Annotated in this window: 14 protein-coding genes; 8 read left to right on the top strand and 6 right to left on the bottom strand. The window is 65.0% G+C overall.

All coding sequences use genetic code 11. The features are described 5' to 3' along the window. Positions 1-53: 53 nt before the first annotated feature. The 3 genes from ACSMEV_RS01915 to ACSMEV_RS01905 are packed head-to-tail and all read right to left on the bottom strand — an operon-like array spanning position 54 to position 3,624. Positions 54-326, bottom strand: a complete 273-nt coding sequence (locus tag ACSMEV_RS01915) for an oxidative damage protection protein (protein ID WP_296266455.1) — start codon at positions 324-326, stop codon at positions 54-56. After that, the gene (gene mutY, locus ACSMEV_RS01910) at positions 323-1,390 is read right to left on the bottom strand and encodes an A/G-specific adenine glycosylase (protein WP_459207030.1); all 1,068 of its coding nucleotides are present in this window, start codon (positions 1,388-1,390) and stop codon (positions 323-325) included. The genes ACSMEV_RS01915 and mutY overlap by 4 nt, the downstream gene beginning before the upstream one ends. Next, positions 1,387-3,624: an AsmA family protein gene (locus ACSMEV_RS01905; protein WP_459207029.1), complete on the bottom strand. Its 2,238-nt coding sequence runs from the start codon at positions 3,622-3,624 to the stop codon at positions 1,387-1,389. The genes mutY and ACSMEV_RS01905 overlap by 4 nt, the downstream gene beginning before the upstream one ends. Positions 3,625-3,986: 362 nt before the next feature. On the opposite strand from ACSMEV_RS01905, the gene ACSMEV_RS01900 reads away from it, so the two are divergent. From ACSMEV_RS01900 to hisF, 6 genes are all read left to right on the top strand, one after another. Next, the gene (locus ACSMEV_RS01900; RefSeq protein WP_459207028.1) at positions 3,987-5,648 is read left to right on the top strand and encodes an OFA family MFS transporter; all 1,662 of its coding nucleotides are present in this window, start codon (positions 3,987-3,989) and stop codon (positions 5,646-5,648) included. 207 nt (positions 5,649-5,855) lie between these two features. Continuing rightward, positions 5,856-6,449, top strand: a complete 594-nt coding sequence (gene hisB / locus ACSMEV_RS01895; protein ID WP_296266449.1) for an imidazoleglycerol-phosphate dehydratase HisB — start codon at positions 5,856-5,858, stop codon at positions 6,447-6,449. Then, positions 6,450-7,088, top strand: coding sequence for an imidazole glycerol phosphate synthase subunit HisH (hisH, locus tag ACSMEV_RS01890; RefSeq protein WP_459207027.1), 639 nt, complete (start codon positions 6,450-6,452; stop codon positions 7,086-7,088). Continuing rightward, on the top strand, positions 7,089-7,349 hold the full coding sequence (locus ACSMEV_RS01885; protein WP_459207026.1) for a DUF2164 domain-containing protein: 261 nt from the start codon (positions 7,089-7,091) through the stop codon (positions 7,347-7,349). It begins immediately after the preceding gene. Between the two features lie 95 nt (positions 7,350-7,444). Then, positions 7,445-8,182, top strand: a complete 738-nt coding sequence (hisA, locus tag ACSMEV_RS01880; RefSeq protein ID WP_459207025.1) for a 1-(5-phosphoribosyl)-5-[(5-phosphoribosylamino)methylideneamino]imidazole-4-carboxamide isomerase — start codon at positions 7,445-7,447, stop codon at positions 8,180-8,182. A 10-nt stretch (positions 8,183-8,192) separates the two neighbouring features. Beyond that, the gene (gene hisF, locus ACSMEV_RS01875; RefSeq protein WP_459207024.1) at positions 8,193-8,963 is read left to right on the top strand and encodes an imidazole glycerol phosphate synthase subunit HisF; all 771 of its coding nucleotides are present in this window, start codon (positions 8,193-8,195) and stop codon (positions 8,961-8,963) included. Positions 8,964-9,020: 57 nt separating this feature from the next. Here the strand turns inward: hisF and choV are convergent, their stop codons facing one another. The 3 genes from choV to ACSMEV_RS01860 all read right to left on the bottom strand — a co-directional run bounded on the left by choV (position 9,021) and on the right by ACSMEV_RS01860 (position 12,097). Beyond that, a complete protein-coding gene (choV, locus tag ACSMEV_RS01870) occupies positions 9,021-10,199 on the bottom strand; it encodes a choline ABC transporter ATP-binding protein (protein WP_459207023.1) in 1,179 nt (392 codons plus the stop codon). Continuing rightward, complete coding sequence (choW, locus tag ACSMEV_RS01865; RefSeq protein WP_296267299.1) at positions 10,196-11,044, bottom strand: choline ABC transporter permease subunit; 849 nt, start codon at positions 11,042-11,044, stop codon at positions 10,196-10,198. The genes choV and choW overlap by 4 nt, the downstream gene beginning before the upstream one ends. 105 nt (positions 11,045-11,149) lie before the next feature. Continuing rightward, positions 11,150-12,097, bottom strand: coding sequence for a choline ABC transporter substrate-binding protein (locus tag ACSMEV_RS01860; protein ID WP_459207022.1), 948 nt, complete (start codon positions 12,095-12,097; stop codon positions 11,150-11,152). 452 nt (positions 12,098-12,549) lie between these two features. Here ACSMEV_RS01860 and ACSMEV_RS01855 point away from each other — a divergent pair, with 452 nt between their 5' ends. After that, complete coding sequence (locus ACSMEV_RS01855; RefSeq protein ID WP_459207021.1) at positions 12,550-13,926, top strand: L-serine ammonia-lyase; 1,377 nt, start codon at positions 12,550-12,552, stop codon at positions 13,924-13,926. A gap of 389 nt (positions 13,927-14,315) precedes the next feature. After that, positions 14,316-15,422 carry a choline metabolism transcriptional regulator GbdR gene (gene gbdR / locus ACSMEV_RS01850; RefSeq protein WP_459207020.1) on the top strand — a complete coding sequence of 369 codons (1,107 nt, stop codon included), beginning with the start codon at positions 14,316-14,318 and terminating at the stop codon, positions 15,420-15,422. The last annotated feature ends 15 nt before the right edge of the window (positions 15,423-15,437 follow it).

The following is a 15,437-nucleotide window of genomic DNA, read 5'->3' as shown; positions in this document are numbered from 1 at the left end:
AACGACTTTTTGAAAATTTTTTAAATTAATTCCGTCGCTTACGGTTTTTTCGCTCATTCGCTCGGTGGTACGTAGCCTTCGGCCTGGGCGTATTCTTCGCCGGCGAAGAACTTGTCCATTTCCGTCTGGAGGAATTTGCGGTCCTCGCCGTTCATCATGTTCAGGCGTTTCTCGTTGATCAGCATGGTCTGGTGCTTCTGCCAGTCTTCCCAGGCCTGCCGGGAGATGTGCTCGAAGATATCCTGGCCCTTGGCGCCGGGAAAGGGCGGGCGATCCAGGCCGGGCAGTTCCTGCTTGAGTTTGCGGCACGTCACGGTGCGAGTCATGGGGCATCTCCTGCAGCCAGTCGGTCGGCTGCGCGTTTGAGCAAAGTCTTGACCGGGGCGGCGAGGCCCAGGCGCGGCGGGGTGGCGAGGTTATACCAGAGCCAGTCGGGCTCGGCCACGTGGCCCACGGCCTGCTCTGCCTCGACCAGCCACGGTTCGATGGCCAGCTGGAAGTGGCTGAAGGTGTGGGTCAGGCCGGGCAGGGCGTGGCGTTGGCGCAGGTCCAGGCCGTGCTGGTAGGCGAGGTCGTCGAGCTGCGCCAGGTCGTCCAGCTCCGGCAGGCTCCACAGCCCGCCCCACAGCCCGGTGGACGGGCGACGGTAGAGCAGGATGGCGCCCTCGGCGTTGGCCAGCAGCGGCATCACTGTGCGGCGCTGTGGCAGCACCTTGCGCGGCTTGGGTTCGGGGTAGTGGGTCTCCAAGCCCAGCAGGTGTGCCTCGCAACCCTGTTGCAACGGGCAGATCAGGCAGCTGGGGCGGCTGCGGGTACACAGCGTGGCGCCCAGATCCATCATCGCCTGGGTGTAGTCGTTGACCCGAGTCATCGGCGTGAAGCGCTCGGCGGCGGCCCACAGCGCGTTGGCCACCTTGGGTTCGCCGGGGTAGCCGCCCTGCGCGGTGTAGCGGGCCAGCACACGCTTGACGTTACCGTCGAGGATCGGCGCGCGGATGTTCATGCTGATGCTGGCGATGGCCCCGGCCGTGGAGCGGCCGATGCCCGGCAGCTCGGTCAGTTGCTCGACGCTGCGCGGAAATTCGCCGCCATGCTCGGCCATGACGATCTTCGCCGCCTTCTGCAAGTTGCGCGCGCGGGTGTAGTAGCCCAGCCCCGTCCACAGGTGCAGCACCTCGTCTTCCGGCGCTTCGGCCAGCGCCTGCACGGTGGGCAAGGCCTGCATGAAGCGGTGGAAATAGTTGAGCACGGTGCTGACCTGGGTCTGCTGCAACATGATTTCCGACACCCACACCCGGTATGGGTTGATGCCCTGTTGCCAGGGCAGGTCGTGCCGGCCGTGACGGTCGAACCAATCCAGCACGGCGCTGGAGAACTGCGCAGGGGTCATCGCTTGAACAGCCCCTTGAGCGCGTCTTTGAGTTCAGGGCTCACTTTGTCTCCCAGTTTTTCGTCGAGTTTTTCATCCAGTTTGTCCTTGAGGCGGTTGCCGGCCAGTTGCGCGGCGACCTTGCCCAGGCCTTCCTGGTCCAGGCGGCAGGCCTTGGCGCCGAGCTCCAGCGGGCCACGGCAGCGCAGCGGCAGCTCCACACCCACGTAGCGCTCGTTCACCTGGCAGGCCGGGTCGGGCATGGCGCGCTGATCGCCTTCGACGATCACGCCGACGCGGTAGTCCATGCCCAGCACACGCAGGTCGACGTCGCCGTGGCCGTTCAGGGTCAGGCCGGGTACGGCGACTTTCAGGTCGGGGTTGCTGGCCACGCCGTTGCGCATCACCAGGCTGCCGCGCAGGGTGTTGAACGGCGTGTCCTTGCCGCGTGGTTCGCCGCTCAGTTGCTTGCGGTTGAGGGTGGCGATGCCTTGGCACAGCTGCTGCTCGATGTTGGCGTCGATCAAGACGCCGTCGTCGATGCTGAAGCGGGTGTTGCCGTTGAGAGTGTCGATCAGCGCCTTCTGGCTGTTGCCGCTGGCGGTGAGGTCGCTCGACAGGGTCAGCAGGCCCTTGAGCGGTGGGGTCTTGTCCGGGTGCTGGGCCTTGATGAAGTGCTCGACCGGCACGCGGGTGATCTGCGTATCGAAGCCGATCTGCGGCACGGCCGGGCGCACGTCGACGTTGCCATGGGCGAGGAAGGTGCCGTTGTAGAGGTTGCCGCTCAGGTTTTGCACGGTCAGCAGGCCGCCTTGGCCAACGGCTTTGAGCTGCGCCTGTTTGATCGGCAGCGTGTTGAGGCTCAGGGCGCCGAAGGCAAGGTCCGCTTGCAGGTCGAGGGCACGCAGGCGGTCGACCGGCAGCAGCTTGTCGGTGCTCCAGGCCACCTGGGTCGGCGCGTCGGGCAACGGCGTCGTGCCGGCCCCAGCCACGGCCCCGGCTTCCTGCTGTTGCACCTGGGCGTCGCGCGCGGCCTTGGCGCCCTTGGCCTGGTCGCTCTTGGCCGGCAGGTAGCGGTCGGCGTCGAAGCGGTCGGCCTTGAGGTTCACGCGCAGGGCCTGGCGGGCGAAGTCTTCCACGGCCACCTGGCCGCTGAAGGTGCTGTCGTCCAGCTTCACGTTCAGGTCGCTCAGCGTCAGGCCGGTAGGGCTGCCCTGCACGCGGGTGACCACCTCCAGCTTGCCGAATGCGCTGGGGTCGGTGCTGGCGGGCAGCGGATGGCCGATGCCGTCGAGGAAGGTGCGCAGATCGAACTGGGCGATGGACAACCCGCCGCTGACCTGCGGCGTAGTGTCCAAGTCGCGGGCGCTCAATTCGCCGAGGGCACGCAGTTGGTTGGCCGACACTTTCAAACCGGTCCATTCGGCGACGTTCGCCGCCAGATCGACCAGCACCTGGCCTTGGGCGACGAACGCCAGGGTTTTGCCCGACAACGGCTCGCCCGAGGTCTCGCCCGACAGGCGCAGGTCGTCGAGGTTGTAGCGCTTGGCCTGGCGGTCGAAGCGCAGGTCGCCGGTCAGCTCGCCGCGCACCTTGAGGCTGGGCTGGCCGATGGTGAAGAAACCGCTGGCCTTGAGCGGAATGGTCGCGCCCTGATGCACCGCGCCGGTGCTCAACTGGATGCTCTCGGCGCTGACGGTCTGCCCGCTCTTGGCATCGGTGTACTGTACGCGCGCGTTGTTCACCGTGAGGCTGTCGATGTCGAGCTTGACCTGGCGTTCGTTGCTCGGTTCGCCGGATTCGGTCGAGGCCGGGGTGGATGCTGGGGCGCTGTCGCCGCCGGCCGTGGGCAGCGGCTTGCCGATGTCTTCCCAGTTGCCGTGGCCGTCGGCGTCGCGGCTCAGGGTCAGGTTCAAGCCCTCCACGCGTACGTCGCTCATCTGCACTTCCTTGGTCAGCAGCGGCAACACGCGCACCGACAGGCCGAGCATCTGCAGGTCGGCGAAAGGCGTGGTGGGGGCGTTCAGGGTGGCGATGCTGGCGTCGTGCAGTTCCAGGCCCAGCCAGGGGAACAGGCTCCAGCCGATGTCGCCGTTGAGCGTCAGCTCCACATGCGCCTTGTCCCGGGCCAGTTGGCGGATTTCGTCTTTATAGTCGTTGGGATCGAAAAGGTGGGTCAGGGCAAAACCCAGCGCCACGATGATCAGCAGCAACCCGAGCAGGCCCAATCCCAGGATTTTGCCGAACGCTTTCATGGGCAAGTCCTTGTAGTTCAGTGTGTGAAAAGTGAGGCGGCAGAGTATAGCGCCGTGGCAAGGGTCTTCGGGCATCGGGTACGGCCGCGACCCGTTCGATGGACAGCGGCGGCGCGACTGCGGTGCGGTTTTTCACGACGCAGACCTGACGAGGGGATGCGCGTTCGTCCGCTGGGGCGGTAAAGGGCGATGGCAAGGTGATTTCACGGCGCAGGTTAACTGCTACCCTTGCCACGCGTTCGCAGCGGATGTGGCGAGATGTCGCAGACGTTGCCCTCAAAAGCCGGTGCCGCCCTGCATGCAGGCACCCAGAGCCGGGCATTCAATTGGCGAACGCAGCCCACTTACGAAAGGAACGACCTATGTCTCGCAGCACCACTGCAGGAGCCCCGGCGCACGCGCCGAGCTTCCTGTCCAAGGAGCGGATCATCGCCCGGCCCGGTTTCAACCGCTGGCTGGTTCCACCGGCCGCGCTGGCCATCCACCTGTGTATCGGCATGGCCTACGGCTTCTCGGTGTTCTGGCTGCCGTTGTCGCAGTCGCTGGGGATCACCGCGCCGATCGCCTGCTCGCCAGACATGGGCTTCATCGCCAAGCTGTTCACCAACGAGTGCGACTGGCCGATCTCGATGCTCAGCTGGATCTACACCCTGTTCTTCGTCTTCCTCGGTTGCTCGGCGGCCGTGCTCGGCGGCTGGCTGGAACACGCAGGGCCGCGTAAAGCTGGCCTGGTCTCGGCGCTGTGCTGGTGCGGCGGCATGCTGATCTCGGCGATCGGCGTGAAGACCCACCAACTGTGGCTGATGTGGCTGGGTTCGGGCGTGATTGGGGGTATCGGGCTGGGCCTGGGTTACATCTCCCCGGTCTCGACTTTGATCAAGTGGTTCCCGGACAAGCGCGGCATGGCCACCGGCATGGCGATCATGGGCTTCGGCGGCGGCGCGATGGTCGGTGCCCCGCTGGCCACGGCGCTGATGGGCCACTTCGGCAATGCGCAGGAAGTGGGCGTCTGGCAGAGCTTCATGGTCATGGCGGCGATCTACTTCGTGTTCATGACCGCTGGTGCGCTGACCTACCGCGTACCGCCGACCGGCTGGAAACCCGAAGGCTGGGTGGCGCCGGCCAAGAAAGCCGGCAACGGCATGGTCACCGACCGTCACGTGCATGTCAGCGTGGCCTGGAAGACCCCGCAGTTCGCCCTGGTGTGGCTGGTGCTGTGCCTGAACGTGTCGGCCGGTATCGGCATCCTCGGCATGGCCTCGCCGCTGTTGCAGGAAGTGTTCGCCGGCAAGCTGCTGGGCAACGGCCTGAGTTTCAGTGAGCTGAACGCCGCGCAACTGGCGCAGATCGCCGCCATCGCCGCTGGCTTCACCGGGCTGCTGAGCCTGTTCAACATCGGCGGACGCTTCTTCTGGGCGTCGTTCTCCGACTACATCGGGCGCAAGAACACCTACTTCGCCTTCTTCGCCCTGGGCGTGGCGCTCTACAGCCTGGTGCCGAACATGGGCCACCTGGGCAACGTGGCGCTGTTCGTTGCGGCGTTCTGCATCATCCTGTCGATGTACGGCGGCGGTTTCTCCACAGTGCCGGCGTACCTGGCAGACCTGTTCGGCACGCAGATGGTCGGCGCCATCCACGGGCGCCTGCTGACCGCCTGGGCGGCTGCGGGCGTCTTGGGGCCGGTGCTGATCACCTACCTGCGCGAGTCGCAGCTGGCGGCGGGCGTCGAGCGTGCGGCCGCCTACGACATGACCCTGTACATCCTCGCCGGCCTGCTGGTGCTGGGCTTCGTCTGCAACGCGCTGATCCGCCCGGTCAACGAGAAGTACTTCATGACCGACGCAGAGCTGGCCGCCGAACGCGCCTTGAGCCACGACAAGGGCGCCGACGGCGCGCAGTCGCTGGAATGGCGCGCCGCGCCGGGTAGCGCGCCGCTGGTGGCGCTGGCCTGGGCCGTGGTGGTGATTCCGCTGGCGTGGGGCGTGTGGATCACCCTGCAGAAAACCGCCGTCCTGTTCCATTGACCTGTCGGAGCGGCCGCTCGGCCGCTCCGCACGGCGCCTTCGGGCTACGGCCGTCGTAGACGGCCTGTTCAATCCGTGCCGGGCGGCCGAGCCGCCCAAGCACAGCCTGCTTACTTTCGCCTTGCCATATGTCATCCGCGTTTCAAGCCGGCGCGTTCTGCGCCTATACTGTGGCCCTTTTCGCCCAATGATTCTGCGGAGCTGGTGATGGTTGAACGTATGGCGTCCGTCGAGCGCAACACCCTGGAAACCCAGGTCAAAGCCTCGATCAACCTGGATGGCACGGGTACGGCCCGATTCGATATCGGCGTGCCTTTCCTTGAACACATGCTCGACCAGATCGCCCGGCACGGGCTGATCGACCTGGACATCGCGTGCAAGGGCGACCTGCACATCGACGACCACCATACCGTCGAAGACGTCGGCATCACCCTCGGCCAGGCCTTCGCCAAGGCCGTCGGCGACAAGAAGGGCATCCGCCGCTACGGCCATGCCTACGTGCCGCTCGACGAAGCGCTGTCGCGCGTGGTCATCGATTTCTCCGGCCGTCCCGGCCTACAGATGCACATCCCCTATACCCGCGCCAGCGTGGGCGGCTTCGACGTCGACCTGTTCCAGGAATTCTTCCAGGGCTTCGTCAACCACGCCCAGGTGACCCTGCACATCGACAATCTGCGCGGGCACAACACCCACCACCAGATCGAAACCGTGTTCAAGGCCTTCGGCCGCGCGCTGCGCATGGCCGTGGAGCAGGACGAGCGCATGGCCGGGCAGATGCCCTCGACCAAAGGGTGCCTGTAAATGCAGACGGTAGCGGTAATCGACTACGGCATGGGCAACCTGCACTCGGTGGCCAAGGCCCTGGAGCATGTCGGCGCCGGCAAGGTGCTGGTCACCAGTGACGCGAACGTGATCCGCGAAGCCGACCGCGTGGTGTTTCCAGGCGTCGGCGCGATCCGCGACTGCATGGCCGAAATTCGCCGCCTGGGCTTCGACAGCCTGGTACGTGAAGTCAGCCAGGACCGCCCCTTCCTCGGCATCTGCGTCGGCATGCAGGCCTTGCTCGACCGCAGCGAAGAAAACCACGGCGTGGACTGCATCGGCCTGTTCCCCGGCCAGGTGCGCTTCTTCGGCAAGGGCCTGGAAGAGCAGGGCGAGCACCTGAAGGTGCCGCACATGGGCTGGAACGAAGTCAGCCAGGCCAACGCCCACCCGCTGTGGCACGACATTCCCGACCGCGCGCGCTTCTATTTCGTGCACAGCTACTACATAGAAGCCGGCAAGCCTGGGCAGGTGGTCGGCCGCGGCCACTATGGCGTCGACTTCGCCGCTGCCCTGGCCGAGGGTTCGCGCTTCGCCGTGCAGTTCCACCCCGAGAAGAGCCATACCCACGGGTTGCAACTGCTGCAGAACTTCGTCGCCTGGGACGGACGCTGGTAGATGGCGGCCTCGCGCAACAAGGCCCCCATACTGACCCTCGCGCCCGAAGAGGAACGCGAGGCGCTCGACACCCTCAAGCGCTTCCTCGAAGACCGCTTCGAGCTGGAGCTGGGTTCGTTCGAAGTGGCCGAGGTGCTCGAGGTGTTCGCCAAAGACATTGCACCGCATTACTACAACCGGGCTGTCGCCGACATCCAGCTGCACCTCAAGGAGCGCTTCGAAAGCATCGAAAGCGACCTATGGGCTCTGGAAAAACGTTGAGCGCCATGCGCTTGGCGTGAACGCCCGACTACCGATTTGATAGACAACGCGCACGCTCGCGGCTTGCCGCGACGTGCCGCTCGAAAGGACCGCACATGCTGATCATCCCCGCTATCGATTTGAAAGACGGTGCCTGCGTGCGCCTGCGCCAGGGCCGTATGGAAGATTCCACGGTGTTTTCCGACGACCCGGTGAGCATGGCCGCCAAATGGGTCGACGGCGGCTGCCGGCGCCTGCACCTGGTCGACCTCAACGGCGCGTTCGAAGGCCAGCCGGTCAACGGTGAGGTGGTCACCGCCATCGCCAAGCGCTACCCGCAGCTGCCGATCCAGATCGGCGGCGGCATCCGCTCGCTGGAAACCATCGAACATTACGTCAAGGCCGGCGTCAGCTACGTGATCATCGGCACCAAGGCGGTCAAGCAGCCCGAGTTCGTCACCGAAGCGTGCAAGGCCTTCCCGGGTAAGGTCATCGTCGGCCTGGACGCCAAGGACGGCTTCGTCGCCACCGACGGCTGGGCCGAAGTCAGCAGCGTGCAGGTGATCGACCTGGCCAAGCGCTTCGAGGCCGATGGCGTGTCGGCGATCGTCTACACCGACATCGCCAAGGACGGCATGATGCAGGGCTGCAACGTGCCCTTCACCAAGGCCTTGGCCGAAGCCACGCGCATTCCGGTGATCGCCTCGGGCGGCATCCACAACCTGGGCGACATCGAGGCCCTGCTGCAGGCCAAAGCGCCCGGCATCGTCGGCGCCATCACCGGCCGGGCGATCTACGAAGGCACCCTGGACGTCGCCGAGGCCCAGGCCTTCTGCGACGCCTATAAAGGCTGAGGAGCGAACCATGGCACTGGCCAAGCGCATCATCCCTTGCCTGGACGTGGACAACGGCCGGGTGGTCAAGGGCGTCAAGTTCGAGAACATCCGCGACGCCGGCGATCCGGTGGAAATCGCCCGCCGCTACAACGAGCAGGGCGCCGACGAAATCACCTTCCTCGACATCACCGCCAGCGTCGATGGCCGTGACACCACGCTGCACACCGTCGAACGCATGGCCAGCCAGGTGTTCATCCCGCTGACCGTGGGCGGCGGCGTGCGCAGCGTGCAGGACATCCGCAACCTGCTCAACGCTGGCGCCGACAAGGTTTCGATCAACACGGCGGCGGTGTTCAACCCCGAGTTCGTCGGCGAAGCCGCCGAGCGCTTCGGTTCGCAGTGCATCGTGGTGGCCATCGACGCGAAGAAGGTTTCCGCACCGGGTGAGACGCCGCGCTGGGAAATCTTCACCCACGGCGGGCGCAAGCCGACCGGGCTCGATGCCGTGGAATGGGCGAAGAAGATGGAAGCGTTGGGGGCGGGGGAGATCCTGCTGACCAGCATGGACCAGGACGGCATGAAAAACGGCTTCGACCTGGGCGTGACCCGCGCCATCAGCGACGCGCTGGGTATCCCGGTGATCGCCTCGGGCGGCGTCGGCAACCTGCAGCACCTGGCCGACGGCATCACCGAAGGCCATGCCAGCGCTGTGCTGGCGGCGAGCATCTTCCACTTCGGCGAATACACCGTACCGGAAGCCAAGGCCTACATGGCCGCACGCGGCATTGTCGTACGCTGAACCCTGTGGGAGCGGCTTTTAGCCGCGATGGGCCGCAATGCGGCCCCAAAGCGGGCCTTACCCGTGGTTCTTGCCGAGCAAGGCGTGGTACAGCTCGGTGTCCCCCAGAATCCCCACCACCTGGTCGTTATCTTGCAGCACCAGCTTGTTGCCGGTGTGGTAGCGGATCTGCAGCGCCTCGCGCATGCCGATGTCGGCGTGCACCAGCGTCGGCCGGCGACCCAGCGCTTCGACCGCCTGCCCCGGCGCCCAGTGCTGCATGTCCAGGCCGTTCTGGCCCTGGCGCGCACGTTGTAGCGAACCGCTTGCGCCCAGGTCCAGCCAGGCATCGTCGCCTGGGTCCAGGCACACCGAACCGTTGATGCGCTTGCACTGGTCGAGGGTGCGCATCAGGCTGCGCCCACACAGCACGTTGAGCGGATTGGTGTGGGCGACGAAGGTACGCACGTATTCGTCGGCCGGGTTCAACACGATCTCTTCGGGTTTGCTGTACTGGATGATCCGCCCGTCTTTCATGATGGCGATGCGTGTACCGAGCTTGAGCGCCTCGTCCAGGTCATGACTGACGAACACGATGGTCTTGCTCAGCTTGCGTTGCAGCTCCAGCAGCTCGTCCTGCAATCCCTGGCGGATCAGCGGGTCGAGCGCCGAGAAGGGTTCGTCCATCAGCAGGATGTCGGCATCCATGGCCAGCGCCCGGGCCAGGCCCACGCGCTGCTGCATGCCACCGGAAAGCTCGTCGGGGCGTTTGTTGCGCCACTGGGTCAGGCCCACCAGTTCGAGCTTCTCGTCCACCAGCTTGCGCCGTTCCTTTTCGGGGCGGCCCTGCATTTCCAGGCCGAAGCTGATGTTCTCGCGCACGGTCAGCCAGGGCATCAGGGCGAACTTCTGGAACACCATGGCGATGCGCTTGGTACGCATCATCTTCAGTTCGGCCGCCGAGCAATGGGCGATGTCGATGTGGTTGCCTTCGTGCTCGACGAACAGCTTGCCGCGGCTCACGGTGTTGAGGCCATTGATGCAGCGCAAGAGGCTCGACTTGCCCGAGCCGGACAGGCCCATCAGCACGCAGATCTCGCCTTTGTTGATGTCCAGGTTGGCCTTTTCCACACCGACCACCAAGCCCGTCTGCTTGAGGATCTGTTCGCGGGTCTTGCCTTCGTCGAGCAGGCTCAGGGCTTCGCGCGGCTTGTTGGTGAAGATGACGTCGACGTCTTCGAATCGGATGATGCTCATGCTTCACTCCTTGCCGGCAGCTCGGGTTGCTTGCAGATACGGTCGAGCATGATCGCCAGCAGGACGATGGCCAGGCCCGCTTCGAAGCCCAGGGAAATGTCGGCGGTGTTCAGCGCGTTGACCACCGGCTTGCCCAGGCCGTCGGCGCCGACCAGTGCGGCGATCACCACCATCGACAGCGACAGCATGATGCATTGCGTCACCCCGGCGGCGATGCTCGGCATGGCGTGCGGCAGTTCGATGCGAGTCAGCAGTTGGCGGCGCGAGCAACCGAAGGCCTTGCCGGCGTCCATCAGCTCTTGCGGCACGTCGCAGATGCCCAGGTAGGTCAGGCGGATGGGCGCGGCGATGGCGAACACCACCGTCGAGATCAGGCCGGGCACCACGCCCAGGCCGAACAGGGTCAGGGTCGGAATCAGGTAGACGAAGGTGGGTACGGTCTGCATCAGGTCCAGCACCGGGCGCATGGCGGTGTAGAACATCGGCTTGTGCGCGGCGAGGATGCCCAGCGGCACGCCGATGGCCACGCAGACCACAGTGGCGAAGGTGACTTGCGCGAGGGTTTCCATGGTTTCCTGCCAATACCCCAGGTTGAGGATCAGCAGAAACGACAGGGCGACGAAGAGGGTCAGGCCGATGCGGCGCTGGATCAGGTGCGCCAGCGCCGCGAACAGGGCGATGAGCACCAGCGGGTTGAACCAGGTCAGGGCGTTGGTGACCCCGAAAATCATGAACTCAAGGCCCTTGGCGATGGCGTCGAAATAGTTGGCGCCGACTTGCGTCAGCCACTCCACGAACGACGCCATGTACTGGCCTAGCGGTATTTTCTGATCGATGAGCATGATAGCGAGCTTCCACCTGCGAAGATTGAAATCAGTCCGGGGCGGGCACGGTCCCACCCCGCGGTAGTGCCTGGCGGCCTGGGCGGCCGCCTGCTATTGCGTAGGTCGTTATTGCGCGAGCTTGGCCTTGGCCGCCTCCAGCCCCGGTTTGCCATCGACGGTCGTCACCCCGGCCAGCCAGGTGTCGAGCACGTCCGGATTGTTCTTCAGCCAGGCCTTGGCGGCCGCGTCGGCTTTCATCTTGTCGTCCAGGACATTGCCCATCAGGGTGCTTTCCATCGGCAGGGTGAACGCCAGGTTCTTCAGCAACTGGCCAACGTTGCTGCATTCCTGCGCGTAGCCCTTGCGGGTGTTGGTGTAGACGGTCGCCTTGCCGTAGTCGGGGCCGAAGAAGTCGTCGCCGCCGGTGAGGTACTGCATCTTGAAGCGGTTGTTCATCGGGTGCGGTTCCCAGCCGAGGAAGACCACGTCCTCGCCGCGCTTGCCGGCACGGTCGACGGCCGCGAGCATGGCCGCCTCGCTCGACTGCACGAGTTTGAAACCGGCGTCCTTGAGGCCGAAGGCGTTCTTGTCGATCATGCTCTGGATGGTGCGGTTGCCGTCGTTGCCTGGCTCGATCCCGTAGATCTTGCCGTCCAGCTCCTGCTTGAACTTGGCGATGTCGGCGAAATCCTTCAGGCCCTTGTCGTACAGTGCCTGGGGCACGGCGAGGGTGTACTTGGCGTTTTCCAGGTTGGCGCGCACGGTGTCGACGGTGCCGGCTTCGCGGTAGGGCTTGATGTCGTTCTCCATGGTCGGCATCCAGTTGCCGAGGAAGACGTCCAGGTCCTTGCCCTTGGCGAGCGACTTGTAGGTGATGGGGACGGAGATCATGGTGGTCTTGGTCTGGTAGCCAAGGGCTTCGAGCACGGCACTGGTCACCGCAGTGGTTACGGTAATGTCGGTCCATCCGACGTCCGAGAAGCGCACCGTGTGGCACTGCTCGGGTTCGGCGGCCTGGGCCAGCAGCGGTGCGCACAGCACGGCGGCCAGCAACAGCGAGGGTGAGGCTTTCATGGGTGGACTCCTGTAGTTTTTTCTTCGGGTTCGCGTGGATCGCCGCGCCTTCTGTCGGGCGCCGGTCGTCCGGGCCTGCCGGGTGCAGGGTGCGGGGCCGTGCAATACGAGTCGGTTTCGATAATCCACCAGCGTTGGGCATTCGCCTACTGCCAGGGTCGCAACCAGTGCAGCATAGGTCGCATCCAGTACGCGCAATGTCGCTTAGAGATTTTTCCACCGCCTCGGTGGTTGTTTTGCGCCGCCGAGCGCCTTGAAAACGGCCGTTGCAGGCCTGTGCGCAGTGCGCCGTAGAGGGCGCTGGTGGACAAAACTACGTCCGTTGCAGACGGCGAGCAGGCGGGTAAAAGCTTGATGATGCACGCCTCTACAGCGGTCCCCCGCCGAGCCTGACGGGGGTGCCGCGCCGCGCACGACGCGTACCGACAAGCCCATCAAGAGGTGATCCGACAATGGCCATCAGCGTGTTCGACCTGTTCAAGATCGGTGTCGGGCCTTCCAGCTCCCACACCGTCGGCCCCATGCGCGCCGGCGCCTTGTTCGTGCAGGGGCTGCGTGAGCGGCAGCAGGTGGAACGGGTGCGGCGCATCGAAGTGCGTCTGTACGGTTCGCTGTCGGCCACAGGCGTGGGACACGGCACCGACAACGCCACGGTCATGGGCCTGATGGGCGAATGGCCCGATCAGATCGACCCTACCCAGATCGGCCCGCGCATCGCCGCGCTGCGCGAAACCGACATCTTGCAGCTCGATGGGCGTCTGCCGATCGGGTTCGTTTGGGCGCGCGACATGCTGTTGCTCGACGAGAACCTGCCGTACCACCCCAATGCCATGACCCTGATCGCCTACGACGAGCAGGGTGAGCTTCACCAGGACACCTATTACTCGGTCGGCGGCGGCTTCGTGGTCGATGCCGCCCAGGCCGCCAGCGGTGTGCTCGACGCCGACCAGACCGTGCTGCCGTACGATTTCAACAGCGCCGCCGAGCTGCTGGCGCTGTGCAAGCAAAACGACATGCGTGTGTCGCAATTGATGATGGCCAACGAGCTGACCTGGCGCAGCGAAGCCGACATCCGCGCGGGCCTGCTCAAGCTCTGGCACGCCATGCAGGAATGCGTGAGCAACGGCCTGAAGTACGAAGGCACGCTGCCCGGAGGCCTCAACGTGCGCCGCCGCGCCGCCAAGCTGCACCGCAACCTTCAGGAAATCGGCAAGCCCAATGTCATCGGCTCGACCATGAGCGCCATGGAGTGGGTCAACCTGTTCGCCCTGGCGGTCAACGAAGAGAACGCCGCCGGCGGGCGCATGGTCACCGCACCCACCAACGGTGCGGCCGGCATCATCCCGGCGGTGCTGCACTACTACGTGCGCTTCTCGGATGTGGTCGACGAAGGCAACGTGGTCGACTACCTGCTGGCGGCGGCGGCGGTGGGCATCCTGTGCAAGAAGAACGCTTCGATCTCCGGCGCCGAAGTGGGTTGCCAGGGCGAGGTCGGCTCGGCCTGTGCCATGGCCGCCGCGGGCCTGGCCGACATCCTCGGCGGCACCCCGGCGCAGGTGGAGAACGCTGCGGAAATCGCCCTCGAACACAACCTCGGACTGACCTGCGACCCGGTCGGCGGCCTGGTCCAGGTGCCGTGCATCGAGCGCAACGCCATCGCGGCGGTCAAGGCGATCAACGCCGTGCAGATGGCCTTGCGCGGCGACGGCGAGCACTTCATTTCCCTCGACCAGGTGATCCGCACCATGCGCGACACCGGTGCCGACATGCACGACAAGTACAAAGAAACCTCTCGCGGCGGCCTGGCCGTCAGCGCCATCGAGTGTTGATGCCCGGTAACGGGTCCGCACCCCTGTGAATTGCCCCTTTTTGGCACATATCCGGCACGCGCCGAGCGGTATTCGTTACCGCACTCGACACGGGTACCGGTGACAGTCGGGATGTCGTTTCTGGACACGTCTGCCAGCAGTGATACCGAAATGCTCAGTACCTATAAGCAAACGCGCTAACTCAGTGCTTTCCGATTTCCTACAAGCTCTTAGGAAAGCACCTAATCCACTGACTTGGAGGTCGTTTTTCGACTTTGTTGAACGCTCGACCAATTCAGGCATGCCAATTGCGTTGTAATTGGCAAAAGCTCCGCCAACGAATCGGGGCCATTACAAGAACCAGTGCTCGCCTGAAGCACATCCCTGCATTTGTGTGAGGAGAAATCACGATGACATCGTCCACCTCCGGGCCTCAATCCCAGAACCGCACAACGCCGCAATCCATCGGGTTTCTCCTGCTGGACAACTTCACTCTCATTTCCCTGGCCTCGGCGGTCGAGCCGCTGCGCATGGCCAACCAGCTGTCGGGTCGCGAGCTGTACCGCTGGCACACCCTGACCCTCGACGGCGGGCAGGTATGGGCCAGCGACGGCCTGCAGATCACCCCCGACGCGGCCATGCACGCCGCGCCGACCATGGACACCGTGATCGTCTGCGGCGGGGTGGGCATCCAGCGCACCGTGACCCGTGAACACGTCACCTGGTTGCAGACCCAGGCCCGTCAGTCGCGCCGTCTGGGCGCGGTGTGCACCGGCAGTTGGGCGCTGGCCTGCGCCGGCCTGCTCGACGGCTTCGATTGCAGCGTGCACTGGGAATGTCTGGCCTCGATGCAGGAAGCCTTCCCGCGGGTGAACATGAGCACGCGCCTGTTCACCCTCGACCGCAACCGCTTCACCAGCTCCGGCGGCACCGCACCGCTGGACATGATGCTGCACCTGATCAGCCGCGACCACGGCCGCGAACTGTCGGCGGCGATCTCGGAGATGTTCGTCTACGAGCGCATCCGCAACGAACAGGACCACCAACGCGTGCCGCTCAAGCACATGCTCGGCACCAACCAGCCGAAGCTGCAGGAGATCGTCGCGCTGATGGAGGCCAATCTGGAAGAGCCGATCGACCTCGACGAACTGGCCGTGTACGTCGCCGTCTCGCGCCGTCAGCTCGAACGCCTGTTCCAGAAATACTTGCACTGCTCGCCGTCGCGCTACTACCTCAAGCTGCGTTTGATCCGCGCGCGGCAGCTGCTCAAGCAGACGCCGATGTCGATCATCGAAGTGGCTTCGGTGTGCGGCTTCGTCTCCACGCCGCACTTCTCCAAGTGCTACCGCGAATACTTCGGCATTCCGCCGCGCGACGAGCGTGTCGGCTCCAACACCACCCAGCAGGTGGCGATGATGCCGATTCCGCAGGCCATGGTGCTCTCGCCGCACAGCGGCCCGATGGCAGCCCTGAGCCAGGCGCGCAACGAGTCGACCTTCGCCAGCGTTCGTCTGTAGACCCTGGAGGCCCGG

It is taken from the genome of Pseudomonas sp. MLB6B (assembly GCF_054508135.1).
This window is presented reverse-complemented; position numbering and strand designations above follow the sequence as displayed.